The organism is Rhizobium sp. G187, assembly GCF_051549525.1.
Taxonomy (GTDB): Bacteria; Pseudomonadota; Alphaproteobacteria; order Rhizobiales; family Rhizobiaceae; genus Allorhizobium.
The window spans coordinates 392,279-406,179 of sequence record NZ_JBPUGM010000005.1 but is presented as its reverse complement, the minus strand read 5'-3'; the positions used below and the strand labels follow the sequence as shown (position 1 = coordinate 406,179).

Genomic DNA, 13,901 nt, shown 5'->3' with positions numbered 1-13,901 from the left:
CGTATAATTGCGCCCTTAGATCCGCTTCTTCGAACCGGCGGGATCATCCGCCAAATGCTGGCGCTTTGGCGAGGTGCAGAACTGCACCTTTCAAACGGGAGGAAAGTCGGAAACTGTCTCGTCTCAACGGTCGTGATGGGCCAAACGGAAGCTTGAGAGCGAACCCCAATTAAGAAGCGGGGACAGAATGTTCTCGCCGTGCGGACTAATTCCGATCGACGCAGGCAATGTGCCGGCCCTTTGTCACGCGCAAGTCTGGTGTTGTGGAGCAGGCTGAAGTCGAAAGGCTGTTCTGCGACAGATCACATCTGCACGAAATGCCCCGGTGTGACTTTGCGGTACTCGCGGTGAGGCGGCACATAGCCGACGGGCCGGACCGGGCTTTTCAGTTCGTCGATGGCCGCACTCCGCCTCAGGCCACGACGGTCGGGATCGGGAACCGGAACGGCAGCCATCAGCTTTTTCGTATAGTCGTGCTGAGGATTGTCGAAGATGGCCGCGCGGGGACCGATCTCGACGATTTCGCCGAGATACATCACCGCGACCCGGTGGCTGATCCGTTCGACCACAGCCATGTCATGGCTGATGAACAGGAAGGCGAGATTGAATTCTTCCTGCAGGTCCATCAGCAGATTGCAGACCTGCGCCTTGATCGACACATCGAGCGCCGAAACGCTTTCGTCGGCCACGATAACTTTCGGGTTGAGCGCGAGCGCCCGGGCAATCGCGATGCGCTGGCGCTGGCCGCCCGAGAATTCGTGCGGATAGCGATCCATCATTTGCGGGTCGAGGCCGACCTTGCGCAGGAGATCCGCGACCTTTTCCTGGGCCTCCTGCCGGGTGCCGAGGCGGTGCTTGAGGTAGGGTTCGGCAATGGCGGCACCCACCGTCATGCGCGGGTTCAGGCTTGAGAAGGGGTCCTGGAAGATCATTTGCACGCTGCGGCGCATGGCGCGCAGGCTCGGCTGATCCAGCCGCAGAACGTTATAACCGTCGAGCTGAACTTCACCGCTTTCCGGTTCGACGAGACGGGTGATCGAACGCCCCGTTGTCGACTTGCCGCAACCGCTCTCGCCGACGATGGATAGGGTCTCGCCCTGGAAGAGGTCGAAGGAGACATTCTCCACCGCATGCACGGCGCCGGTTTGCCGGCCGAAGAGGCCGCTACGGATTGCAAAGCGCGTCACCAGATTCTTGACCGAGAGCACCGGCGTCTTGCGCGTGTCGACGGTATCAGCAACCTCAGTCGGTTCACTCGCCACACCCGAGCCGGTATCGACGATCGGAAAACGCAGCGGCCAGGCATGGCCATGCATCGAGCCGAGCTTCGGTACGGCTGCAAGCAGGGCCCGCGTATAGGGATGCTGGCCGCGATGGAAGACGTCGGCAGTCGCTCCCTTCTCGACCACGTCGCCGCGCAGCATGACGATGGTCCGGTCGGCGATCTCGGCCACCACGCCCATGTCATGGGTGATGAAGAGAACGGACATGCCGTCCTCCTCCTGCAGCTCCTTGATCAGGTCGAGGATCTGGCCCTGGATGGTCACGTCGAGTGCAGTTGTCGGCTCGTCGGCGATCAACAGGTTCGGGCGCGAGGCGAGCGCCATGGCAATCATCACGCGCTGGCGCATGCCGCCGGAAAACTGGTGCGGATAATCGTCGAAACGGTTCGTCGCATTGGGAATGCGCACCTTCTCCAGCATGCGGATCGTCTCCGCACGGGCTTCGGCCCTTGTCATGCCCTTGTGCCGTGTCAGCACTTCCGAGATCTGCCGCCCAATCGTGAAGATCGGATTGAGGCTGGTCATTGGCTCCTGGAAAATCATCGCAGCTTCATTGCCGCGCACCGTCTGCATGTCCTTTTCCGGCAATGCCAGAATGTCCCTTCCATTCAGCCATATACGTCCCTCGACGCGACTTTGTTCGCGGGCCAGAAGGCGCATGATCGAGAGCGAAGTGACGCTCTTGCCAGAGCCGGATTCGCCGACAATGGCGACGGTTTCTCCGGGCTTCACGTCGAAGGATATGTTGCGCACCACCGTCCGCCACTGGCCATCGACGAGGAAAGACGTGGTCAGGTCCTCGACGGAGAGAACGGCTGATGTCTCGATCTTTGCGGCAGCTGTCGTCATGGCGTTCATGGCTTTCCGTGTCCGATACTTGAAGTGCGCTTCTGATGCGGTCTGGTTCAGGCTGGTTTGAGCGGCGTGGCAAAGGAAGGCGAGGGGCGTCCCTCTGCGATGCGGGCCGTTTCAAGGGCGGCAATCTTTTCGTCGATCAGGCGCCGATCGGTCAGGCCATGCGGATTGGCGCGGGTCGGCATGGTTTCCACGACATGCAGGAAACGCTCCTGCGCCACGGCATACAGCCTTCGCAACTCGCCCAGCGGATCGGGATGGTCGTCGGCGCGGATGTCGAGCCAGGGATAGTCCTGGTCGCGGTAGATCTTGAGGGCTGCCGACTGCCGTCCCCGTTTGTCGCCACCTTCCGCTTCGCCAGCTTCCATGGCCGCTAGAAGTCGCTCTGCGAATGGCGCACTCGCGGTCTCCTTGTAGACCCGCAAGGTTTCGGAAATGACCCGCGATCCCGCCAGCATATTGCCGGCGACCGAAACATTCTCATCGACAAGATGGCCTGCCCATTCGACGCATTTTTCACCGGTAAAGGCAGCGTTGCGGCCTCGCCCGTCGATCAGGTGCATCTGCCGTTGCTGACAACCGTCGTCACGATCCGTGAGGATTGCGATGACAGCGTCAGGCGCGTGTCCCTCAGCCAAAAGCGTGAGGCCGTCCGTGCCGTAGAGCGGGCTGACGAAGGCCTGGGTGGCGATCGCGCCGATCCCGCCGCGCATGAAAGGCACGGCAGTACCCACCGCGAAGAAGCGGCTGGCGACAGCGATGCCGAGATGACCGGTTGCCGGATCGCGCGCGACGATGGACCAGGTCATGGATTATCTCCCGATCGCATAGGCTTGCATCAGGCGCGGCGTGGCCGCCGCCCGCAGCAGGCCGTCGGCGTCGCGACGCGCGGCCGTTAGTCGACCGACCGACCAAGGATCGGCCTCGGTGATGTCGTGGCCCATGGCTCGCAACGCCTTGATGGTCTCAGCGCCGATCGAGCTTTCGATCATCACATTGCCCGGCTGGCTGGTGCGCGGATAGAAGGAGCCGGGGAAATGCGCGGTGTGGAATAGCGGCATATCGATTGCCGCCTGCAGGTTCTGCCGGTGATGCACATAGCGCAGGAAGAAGGACAGCTGCCACTGGTCCTGCTGGTCGCCGCCAGGCGTTCCAAAAGCCAGGGTCGGGCGGCCTTCATAGAGCGCGATCGATGGTGTCAGCGTGGTGCGCGGGCGCTTGCCAGGGGCCAGCGAAGTCGGAAGACCCGGCTTCAGCCAGAACATCTGGGCACGGGAATTGAGGCAAAAGCCGAGGCCGGGGATGATCGGTGAGGACTGCAGCCAGCCGCCTGATGGCGTGACCGAGACCATATTGCCCTCGTGGTCGATGACATCGATATGCACTGTGTCGCCGCGCTTTTCCGTCAGGTGCAACATGGTCGGCTCGTAGACAGCGCCCGTGCCGGACATGGATGCAAGCATTTCCATTGTCAGGTCATGCTGGCTTTCGAAACCTGGCAATCGGCCCGGACGCAGGTCCATGGATGCGGTGGTGCCGATCAGCTTGCGGCGTGCGTCATTGTAGGCGTCCGACAACAGGTGCTCCATGGGCACGCTGGCAAAGGCCGGGTCGCCGTAATAGACCTCGCGGTCGGCATAGGCGAGCTTCATGGTCTCAACAACGGTGTGGACGAAATCCGGACCCAGCGGGTCCATGGCGCCGACATCGAAACCCTTCAGCAGCGCCAGCGATTGCAGCAGCACCGGCCCCTGGCCCCATGGGCCTGTCTTGGCGATGGTCCAGCCGTGATAGTCAAAGGTTTGCGGTGCTTCCACGGTTGCGGACCAGCCGGCCATGTCGTCAGCGGTCAACACGCCCTTGTGGCGGCTGCCGCTGGCATCCATCACGTCGGCGGTCTTCAGATAGTCCTCGATCGCCTCGGCGACGAAGCCCCGGTAGAAGGCGTCGCGGGCCGCATCGATCTGGTTCTCGCGACTGGTCGCGCATTCAGCCTCGTTGACGATGCGGGTGTAGGTGGCGGCAAGGACCGGATTGCAGAACAGTGCATGCGGCTCGGGCGCCACGCCGCCCGGCAGCCAGGTTTCATAGGACGTCGGCCATTCCTTCTCGAAGAACTCCGCCAGACCCTTAATCGTGGCGGACACCCGCGGCAGCATCGGGTGGCCATGTCTGGCATAGTGGATGGCCGGCTCCAACACCTCGCGCACGGTCATCGTGCCATAGTTCCGCAGCATCAGCATCCAGCCGTCAAAGGCGCCGGGAATAACGGTGGCGAGCAAACCATCACCAGGGATGATCGACAGCCCCTCCCGTGTGTAGTGCTCGATGGTCGCGTCGGCCGGGGCAGGCCCCTGTGCGCAGATCACTTCAACCGTGCCGGTCTTGGCCGAATAGATCAGCGCCGGCATGTCACCGCCCGGACCCACCAGATGCGGCTCGAGGATCTGCAGCACGAAGCCGGTCGCGACTGCTGCATCGAACGCATTGCCGCCTTTTTCCAGGATGCTCATCCCGACGGCGGAGGCGATCCAGTGGGTGGAGGTGACGACACCGAAAGTGCCGAGGATCTCCGGGCGGGTGGTAAACTCAGTCATGCAATGTTCCTTTGCAGGTAGTCCTCAGGATTCTCGGGGGTCGAGCGCATCGCGCAGACCATCGCCGAGCAGATTGAAACCGATCACGACCAGGAAGATCGCCGCCCCCGGCCACATGGCCATCCAGGGGGCCTGATCGAGGAAATTCTTCGCGACATTGAGCATCGAACCCCAGCTTGGTGCGGGAGGCTGCTGGCCAAGCCCCAGGAAGGACAGGCTCGCTTCGGCAATGATGGCGGTCGCCACTGTCAGCGTCGCCTGCACGATGATGGGTGCCGTGATGTTGGGCAGGATGTAACGGAGCATGATGTCGAGATGGCCAAGGCCGATCGATCGGGCACCTTCGACATAGTCTTCCGTCTTGACGGCCAGCACCTGACCGCGGGTCAGCCGCACAAAAACCGGCATGGCCGACAGGCCGATGGCGATCATCGCATTGGTGAGACTGGGGCCGAGGAAGGCCGCCAGCGCAATCGCCATGATCAGGAAGGGCAGGGCGAGGAAGGCCTCGGTGATGCGCGAGATGACTTGATCGACCCAGCCGCCGAAATAGCCGGCGATGAGACCGAAGGGTACGCCGATGACGATCGAGATCGCCACAGAAAATGTGCCCGCCATCAATGAGGCCTGCGCGCCCCAGATCATCCGGGAGAGGATATCGCGGCCGATATCATCGGTGCCCATCCAGTGCTCTGCCGATGGCGCCTTGCGGACGGCAGTCCAGCTGGTGGCCAGCGGATCGGGGATCGGCAGAAGCGGTGCCGACAATGCCAGGATCGCGAAGAAGAGAATGATGCAGAGCCCCACAATCGCGCTGCGATTGGCTTTCAGCTTGCGCCAGGCACGGTTGCCGCTTTTGGCGGGAACGCTCGCTGCCACAGTCGGATTAAGCGTCGTCATAGGCTGGCCCTCATGCGCGGGTTGAGTATGACATAGAGCACGTCGGCCACGAGGTTCATCAGGATGAAGCCGACGGCGGTGCACAGCACAACACCCTGAACCACCGCATAATCGCGGTTGAACACGGCATCGACGATCAGCTTGCCAAAACCCGGAATGGTGAAGATCTGCTCGGTCAGCACCGCGCCGGCGAGAAGCTCGCCGAACAGAAGGGCGCTGAGCGTCACGATTGGTAGCAGCGCGTTGCGGAAGGTGTGGCTGAGAATGACGACCCGGTCCGACAAGCCCTTGGCGCGGGCCGTGCGGATGTAGTCGGACTTCATCACGCTTAACATGGCCGAGCGGGTATGACGCATCAAGGTCGCGGCGAGTGCTGTGCCCAGCACGAAGGCCGGCATGATCATGGTTTCGATCGACCGCACCGGATCGACAAAGATCGACTCGTAGCCAGAGGCCGGCAACCAGCCGAGTTTGACCGAGACCAGCAAGATCAGCATGATGCCGAGCCAGAAATTCGGGATTGAGAGGCCTGACAGCGCGACGATATTGGCGATATAGTCGATGACAGTGTTTTTCTTGACGGCAGCCAGGATGCCCATGGGAACGCCGATGACAAAGGCGAAGATCATCGACATGATCGCCAGCTGGATCGTGACGGGAAGTTTCTCCCCGATCAGTTCAAGCACCGGCTGGTTGGTGCGCAGCGACATGCCGAAATCACCCTGAAGCACGTTGGCGATCCAGTAGCCGTATTGGTAGATCACGGGGTCGTTCAGACGATATTTGTCTCGCAGGAATTCGATCACCTGCGGATCACGCTCTTCGCCGGCCATGGCGAGGATCGGATCGCCCGGCAGCAGCTTCTGCAGCGAGAAGACGAAGATCGACACGATCAATAGCGTCGGTATGGCGACCAACAGCCGTTTTCCGATGTAGATATGCATGAACTTCCGGTCCTGATTTCAAAGGATGCCTGCGGAGCGTCAGACGCTCCGCAGGAGAGATCGAGGCGGATCAGCCCTTCTTCACGCCGAGCAGGCGGATCATGCCATCGGGCGACGGAACGAAGCCGGTGACCTCTTTCTTCGTTGCCCAGATCCACGACTGGTGGCCGAGATAAATCACCGGCAGGTCCTCATTGAGAATCTTGCCGGCGGCATCGTATTTCTGCTTGCGCACGGCATCATCCGTCGAAGCGCGGGCTTCGTTGAGCAGCGTATCGACTTCAGGATTGCAGTATTTGGTGTCGTTGATGCCGCCCTCGCAGGTGACAAACTGGTGCAGGTTGCCGTCGGGATCGACGCGGCCGGACCAATCGGAGCGGCTGAGCTGATAGTTGCCGGCGGTCTGTTCGCTGAGCAGCGTGGCGAACTCGGTGGTCTTCAGGCTGACATCGAAGCCGGCCTCGGCCACCATGGCCTGGACGATCTGCATCATCTGGGCCGCAACCGGATTGTTGGGGATCTGCATTTCGATCGGCACCCGCTCGAAACCGGCTTCCTTGATCAGGGCCTTCGCCTTTTCGAGGTCGCGGGCCGGAACCGGCAGCTCCTTGTTGAACCACGGGCTGTTCGGCGGGAACGGCTGATTGCCGCCAACGGCCGTGCCTTCATAGACGACCTGGTTGAGCGCCTCGCGGTCGATAGCGAGCGAGAAGGCCTGGCGCAGGCGCTTGTCCTTGCCAAACGGATTGTCGGCGCGGGCGCCATTGGCGATGTTCACGTAGAGCGCCATGTAGCCGATGTTGACGACGTCGGAATAAGTCAGGCTCTCGTCTGCCTTGACGGATGTTGCATCGGTTGCCGCCAGTCGCTCGATCATGTCAAGTTCGCCTGAGCGCAGGTTGGCAAGACGGACCGTCGTGTCAGGGATCGGTAGATAGGTCACCTTGTCGATGAAGACCTTATCCTTGTCCCAGTAGTCGGCGAATTTTTCGAGCACGATACGGTCCTGCTGCACACGCTCGACGAATTTGAATGGTCCGGCGCAGACCGGCGCGGAGCCGAAATTGGCGCCGAGTTCTGCGGCAGCCTTCGGCGAGACAATCATGCCGGCACGGTCGGACAATTGAGCCAGCAGTGTGACATCGGGCGCCTTGAGCGTGAACTTTACGGCGTAGTCGCCGGTGGCTTCCACCTTGTCTACAGAGGACAATTCGCTCTTGCGGCGCGATTCCGGCAGGGTCTTGTTGCGCTCAATGGTGGCGACGACGGCTGCTGCATTGAAAGGCGTACCGTCATGGAACTTGACGCCTTCGCGCAGCTTCATGGTCAGTTCTTTGCCGTCTGCCGACCAGGCCCATTCGGTGGCCAGTTGCGGCACGATCTTCAGGTCGGGCGAAACGTCGACAAGCTTGTCGCACATGGCGGTGTAGACGATACGGCCGACAAAGGTTCGCGATTGGGCCGGATCTAGTACGTCGGCATCGTCCTGCAAGCCGATGCGAAGCTCGGCCGAGAGTGCGGGGCCTGCAAACATGGCGCTCGCCAGGAGTAGGGCGGAAAATCGGGACAGTATCTTCATGGTCGACAAATCCTCTGGTGTGGTTTTCTGTTCTCATGGGTGTCGCCGATTATGGCTCCGGCGTTTAAGGGTAGGCCGGCCGTAGCCGGAATGCGTTTGGTCAGGGCAAGTCGCCCTGCGGGTCGCCCTCCAGATGGTCCATGGATGTCTGGCGGATCAGCCGCTCCTGCAGCATCAGGAGATGCTGTCTCATGGCTTCGCCGGCTTTGGCCGGATCACGGGATGCGATGGCATCGATGATCGTTGCATGCTGGGCATTGGACACGTTCATCGTGTTGGCGCTGTTGCGGGCACGCTCCCGGATAGCCTGCCAGGCATCGTCCTGACGGACCCGGTTGATCACATCGAAGATCGACAGAAACAGCTGATTGCCGGCCGATTGCGCGATTTGGCGGTGCAAAGCGCCGTCCCAGAGTTCCTTGGCGTCGGCGTCCTCGCTGCCGGCGATTTTCTGGGCCAGGTCGCGCATGCGGTCGATATCGCTGCCCTTGGCGCGAAGAGCGGCGAGCTGCGCCAGCTGCGGTTCGATGCGCAGACGGACTTCCATGATCTCCATGAAATTGGTCCCAGCCACGATGGTCTCGAGCTGGCCGCTCCACTCGTCAGGCTTCTGGCCGGCATAGGTGCCTGACCCCTGCTTACGCCAGATCGCGCCTTCCGCCTCCAGAACTTCAAGCGCACGACGGATTGCCCGGCGGCTCAGCCCAAGTTTTTCGGACAGGGTGCGCTCTGTCGGCAATTTGCCTTCCGTGCCGAGATCTCCGTGCCGAAGAAGATCCCGCAGCTTCTCGAGAGCGTAATTCGAATTTTCCTTGGGAGACGTCTCTGGCATGAATGGTCCGAACCAATTTGTGATTGGTTCAGTGAACGTTGAATCTCACCGTCCGTCAAGACAGTTTTTGTGCAGAAAATAATCCGCCTAATTTCAGGGCAATTCCGGAGATGAGACGGACTGCAGCCTCACTTGGTTAAGCGACCAAGCACTCCCGGCCCTAATGTCATTCAAAGCTTCTTTTGAAGGGGCCATAACGGCCGAGCCGTGGCTCAGGAGACTGGCTGCTCAGGTCAACTCGAGTCCGCCGGACCTTTCCGTGCAAACACCAGATCGAGCAAACGGGAGCTTGGATTGTTAGTCCGGCAACCGAGCTAAAGTTTTGGCTCGGCAGCCTTCCAATCTCGTCTTAGCCGATTGCCATGAGGCTTGCGTTTCCGCCGGCCGCAGCCGTGTTGATGGACGTCGAAACTTCTTCAACCAGCCAATTCAGACAATAAGCCTCGATATCGTTCTCGATTTCTGACGTCGTGGCAGACTGGACGAGCACGAGCGGACCGTCGAGCGCCGCAATCGCCTGGTTCACCTTCACGATCCGATCTGCGTCACCTTCGACAAGAGCAGAGCTGAAGGGCCCGTCCTTGTTCCAGTCTGATGTCCACGTGATGCGGTGAGAGACGCTCGCCGGGATATCCGTCAGTATCGGGCGAAGACCAAAGGCCTCATCGATGACGAGTTGGTTGCCGGTTGCCAGTGCTGCCGCAATCTGCCTGTAGAGCCCCCGCTCACTCACTGGGGCAAGCAGCACACGGCCCCGGGGGTGAAGCGAGTAGAGATTGCGTTCGCCGACCGGGCCGACAAGCTCCTTGTGCAAGCCGACAGCCGAAAGGCTTCCGAGTTCGTGAGCGGCATCTGCATCCTCGGTTCTGCCCTTGGATGAGAGCCAGACCGCAAAATCGGCGATTGCGGGATCTTTGTGAACGGAACTGTGCTGCGGTGGCACCGGCGCCTTTTGAACGAGACGGCCGATATAAAGCGGACCGCCGGCCTTTGGTCCCGTGCCGGAGAGGCCGCGACCACCGAATGGCTGGACACCGACAACGGCACCGATGATGTTTCGGTTCACATAGAGATTGCCTGCCTGCACCCGGCTCGTCACATGCGCGATTGTTTCGTCGAGGCGTGTGTGCAAGCCGAAGGTCAGGCCGTAGCCAGAGCCGTTGATGTCATCGATCAGCCGGTCGAGGTCCTCGCGGCGGTAACGGATGACGTGAAGAACGGGCCCGAAGATCTCCTTCTTGAGATCGGAGAGTGACTTGATCTCGATGATTGTTGGAGCCACGAAGGTCCCGAGGTCGGCGGAGGCGGGAAGCGGCAGCTGATCGACCTTGCAGCCCAGCCCCTTCATCCTTTCGATGTGCGCGTTGATGTCTGCCTTCGCTGCTTGCGTAATGACAGGACCGACATCGATGTTCAGCCGGTCTGTGCGACCGATCGAGAGTTCCTGCAGCGCCCCCTTCAGCATCGTTAGCGTCCGGTCGGCCACATCCTGTTGCAGGCAAAGCACCCGCAGGGCGGAGCATCGCTGCCCCGCGCTGTCGAAGGCAGATGCGATCACGTCGCCGACCACCTGTTCGGCAAGGGCGGAGGAATCGACGATCATCCCATTCTGGCCGCCGGTCTCGGCAATCAGGGGAATGGGCTTGCCCACCTTCGAAAGACGGTTGGCCAGCTGCGACTGGATCATCCGCGCAACGCCCGTCGAGCCGGTGAACATCACGCCCGCCGTTTCCGGGGCGTCGATCAGGGCTGCCCCCAGGCTTCCACCGCCCGGTGTGAACTGGAGGGCTGCGCGCGGAATGCCGGCCTCATGAAGGATCTTCACGCTTTCGAAGGCGATGATGGGTGTTACGCCCGCGGGCTTGGCCATCACCGAATTGCCGGCGACGAGCGCTGCAGCAACCTGCCCGGTAAAGATCGCAAGCGGGAAGTTCCATGGGCTGATGCAAACAATCGGGCCGAGAGGCGCGTGGGAGGGGCCGAGCGTGCGTCTTGCCTGCTCAGCATAGTACCGCAGAAAATCAATGGCTTCGCGCACTTCACCAATCGCGTTTGCGGCCGATTTTCCAGCCTCCCGCATGATGATCCCCATCAGGGGTTCAATGCGTGCTTGCATGATGTCGGCTGCGCGGTCGAGGCACCGTGCCCGGTCCGCCGGCGCGACCTTTGCCCATTCCTGTGCGCCCATTTCCGCCAGCTTGGCAATCCTAGAGGCCGCATCGATCTCGACCTCGGTCACCTGACCGATGATGTCGCCGTGGTCGGCCGGATTGACGACGGGCTGGATCGAGCCCTCAATGGAGCCATCTGCCAGAAGCGGTGTGGCGTGCCAGGAGGTTTTCGCGGTTTCAACCAGGCTTGCGGCGAGCCGCGCCAGTTCCGTCTCGTTCGAAAGATCGATGCCTGCGGAATTCTGTCGCTCGGCTCCGAAAAGGTTTGCCGGCAGCGAAATCAGGTCATGTGACTTCCCAACTGGGCTGAAGGCTTCCACGAGGTCAACCGGATCGGCCGTGAGGTCGTCGACTGAAACCTTCGGATCTGAGATGCGATTGACGAAGGACGAGTTCGCACCGTTTTCAAGCAGGCGACGGACAAGATAGGCGAGCAGTGTCTCATGCGTGCCAACAGGCGCATAGATGCGGCAGGGTCGGTCGAGGTTCTGCTTGCCGACGACTTCGTCATAGAGCGGTTCCCCCATGCCGTGAAGGCACTGAAACTCGTATTTGCCCACTTGAAAATCAGGGCCTGCAAGATGGTGGATGGTGGCAAGCGTCTGAGCGTTGTGCGTGGCGAATTGCGGGAAAATCGCATCCGTCGCCGCCAGCAGTTTTCTGGCGCAGGCGATATAGGCCACATCGGTGTGGATCTTGCGCGTATAGACCGGGAAGTCCGAAAGGCCATCCAGCTGGGCGCGCTTGATTTCAGCGTCCCAATAGGCGCCCTTGACGAGGCGTACCATCATCCGGCGACCGGAGCGGCGTGCCAGATCGATGATGTAGTCGAGGACAAAGGGGCAGCGCTTGCCATAAGCCTGAACGACGAAGCCGAGCCCGTTCCAGCCGGACAGGTCCGCGTCGAGGCCCAGCTCTTCAAGCAGGTCGAGCGAAAGCTCAAGCCGGTCGGCTTCCTCGGCATCGATATTCAGGCCGATATCATAGCTGCGTGCCAGCAATGCCAGCGCCCGAACACGCGGCAGAAGCTCGTCCATGACGCGCTTCGACTGGCCACGGACATAGCGGGGGTGAAGGGCTGATAACTTGATCGAGATTCCTGGGCCTTCATAGACGCCGCGCCCGGCTGACGCCTTGCCGATGGCATGGATCGCGTTTTCGTAGTCCAGGTAGTAACGCTCGGCGTCCTTGGCGGTGGTCGCCGCCTCACCCAGCATGTCGTAGGAATAGCGGAAGCCGCGTGCTTCAAGCGGACGGGCGCGCTTCAGGGCTTCGTCGATTGTCTCGCCGGTGACGAACTGTTCGCCCATCATCCGCATCGCCATGTCGACGCCGCGCCGGATCACAGGTTCGCCGCAGCGTGCAATCAACCGGGTAAGCGCAGCCGAGAGGCTGCGATCGTTGACGGTCGAGGTCAGCTTGCCGGTAACGACCAGACCCCAGGTGGCCGCGTTGACGAACAGCGAGCGCCCGCCGCCGACATGGGATTTCCAGTCACCTTCGGAAATCTTGTCGCGGATCAGCGCATCCCGCGTTGCCGTGTCCGGAATGCGCAAAAGGGCCTCGGCAAGACACATGAGGGCAACGCCCTCCTGGCTCGACAGCGAATATTCGTGAACCAGCCCTTCGACACCCGTGCCCTTGTGCTTGGCCCGAAGCGCTTCGATCAGCTTGCGCGCAACGCCCTTGATCGCCGTCTTCTCGCTGTCCGAAACGCGCGCAGCCTCGACAAGCGGCGGGAGGCATTCGGTTTCCGGGCGGCGATAGGCGGCGGTGATCGCCTTGCGCAGTTCTGACTGTTCACGGATCGGCGGGGCAAACTGCGCGAAGGGCAGGGTGGAGGCGTCTGGCGCGTTTTCAGCAACTGTTTTCAGCATCGCAGCGGTCCTGGTTGAGCGTTGAATGGAGCCTGGCGGCTCAAAAATCCGGGAGATGTTCAGGGACAAGAAATCTGTCGAGCTTGTCTTTCCGGCCGTCCTCAGCGGGTTTGGCGGAGGGGATGCTGACAGCGGCACGCACTGCAGACAGGCCTATCGGACCATATCTGTCGATCAGCCTGTTTGCGTCACATGTTGCTTCGTCAAGATGCGTCGTCCTCAGACCCATCGACCCTGCCTCCAATTCGATGTCTGGAATGCTACCACAAGAGCGATAGTGAAGTTGTCTTGATTTTGGATCTTTGGGTGGCTAAATATCTTTTATAAGGGGAGATTTCAGATCAAAATGGCTACAAGTTCGGGTGTAACTGGTGATCTTGATCCGTTCGATAGAAAGATACTCGACGCTGTCGTGGAGGATGGGCGGATTTCGATTACCGATCTGGCCGTCCGTGTTGGTCTGTCCAAGACCCCCTGCCAGATCCGTTTCAAGCGTCTGGTCTCTGAAGGCTACATCGAAGGCTTCAGGGCAATTCTCAGTCCGGTCAAAATGCAGCTCGACCATGTGGCCTTTGTCGAGGTTAAGCTGTCCGATACGCGCGAAGAGGCGCTGAGGAGCTTCAACGAGGCCGTCAAGAAGGTCCGGGAGATCGAAGAATGCCACATGATTGCCGGCCGCTTCGACTACCTGTTGAAGGTCCGCACGCGTGATATTGGCCGGTATCGCCGGGTCCTCGGTGAGAAGATTTCCACTCTGCCTCATGTCGCAAGCACATCGACGAACCCGGCCATGGAAACGGTGAAAGAAGGGTGGAACCGCCTCTCGCAAGCGACGTGATGTTGCAGCAGTTTGGCCTCTTTTT

The 13,901-nt window shown here is 60.8% G+C and carries 9 protein-coding genes; 1 reads left to right on the top strand and 8 read right to left on the bottom strand.

What is annotated here, in order from left to right; genetic code table 11:
- Positions 1-302: 302 nt before the first annotated feature.
- The 8 genes from ACSV9I_RS16875 to putA form a co-directional block, all read right to left on the bottom strand.
- Complete coding sequence (locus ACSV9I_RS16875; RefSeq protein ID WP_438330027.1) at positions 303-2,132, bottom strand: ABC transporter ATP-binding protein; 1,830 nt, start codon at positions 2,130-2,132, stop codon at positions 303-305.
- 56 nt (positions 2,133-2,188) lie between these two features.
- The gene (locus ACSV9I_RS16870) at positions 2,189-2,947 is read right to left on the bottom strand and encodes a DUF1028 domain-containing protein (RefSeq protein ID WP_438330004.1); all 759 of its coding nucleotides are present in this window, start codon (positions 2,945-2,947) and stop codon (positions 2,189-2,191) included.
- Between the two features lie 3 nt (positions 2,948-2,950).
- Complete coding sequence (locus ACSV9I_RS16865; RefSeq protein ID WP_438330003.1) at positions 2,951-4,735, bottom strand: gamma-glutamyltransferase family protein; 1,785 nt, start codon at positions 4,733-4,735, stop codon at positions 2,951-2,953.
- 24 nt (positions 4,736-4,759) lie between these two features.
- Positions 4,760-5,635: an ABC transporter permease gene (locus ACSV9I_RS16860; RefSeq protein ID WP_438330002.1), complete on the bottom strand. Its 876-nt coding sequence runs from the start codon at positions 5,633-5,635 to the stop codon at positions 4,760-4,762.
- A complete protein-coding gene (locus ACSV9I_RS16855; protein WP_438330001.1) occupies positions 5,632-6,579 on the bottom strand; it encodes an ABC transporter permease in 948 nt (315 codons plus the stop codon). The genes ACSV9I_RS16860 and ACSV9I_RS16855 overlap by 4 nt, the downstream gene beginning before the upstream one ends.
- Before the next feature lie 70 nt (positions 6,580-6,649).
- Positions 6,650-8,158, bottom strand: coding sequence for an ABC transporter substrate-binding protein (locus tag ACSV9I_RS16850; RefSeq protein ID WP_438330000.1), 1,509 nt, complete (start codon positions 8,156-8,158; stop codon positions 6,650-6,652).
- 100 nt (positions 8,159-8,258) lie between these two features.
- Entirely contained in the window at positions 8,259-8,990 is a 732-nt protein-coding gene (locus tag ACSV9I_RS16845) for a FadR/GntR family transcriptional regulator (RefSeq protein ID WP_438329999.1), read from the bottom strand.
- A 349-nt stretch (positions 8,991-9,339) separates the two neighbouring features.
- Complete coding sequence (putA, locus tag ACSV9I_RS16840; protein ID WP_438329998.1) at positions 9,340-13,038, bottom strand: trifunctional transcriptional regulator/proline dehydrogenase/L-glutamate gamma-semialdehyde dehydrogenase; 3,699 nt, start codon at positions 13,036-13,038, stop codon at positions 9,340-9,342.
- A gap of 346 nt (positions 13,039-13,384) precedes the next feature.
- Between putA and ACSV9I_RS16835 the strand changes: the two genes are divergently transcribed.
- Positions 13,385-13,876: an Lrp/AsnC family transcriptional regulator gene (locus tag ACSV9I_RS16835; protein ID WP_438329997.1), complete on the top strand. Its 492-nt coding sequence runs from the start codon at positions 13,385-13,387 to the stop codon at positions 13,874-13,876.
- Positions 13,877-13,901 lie beyond the last annotated feature (25 nt).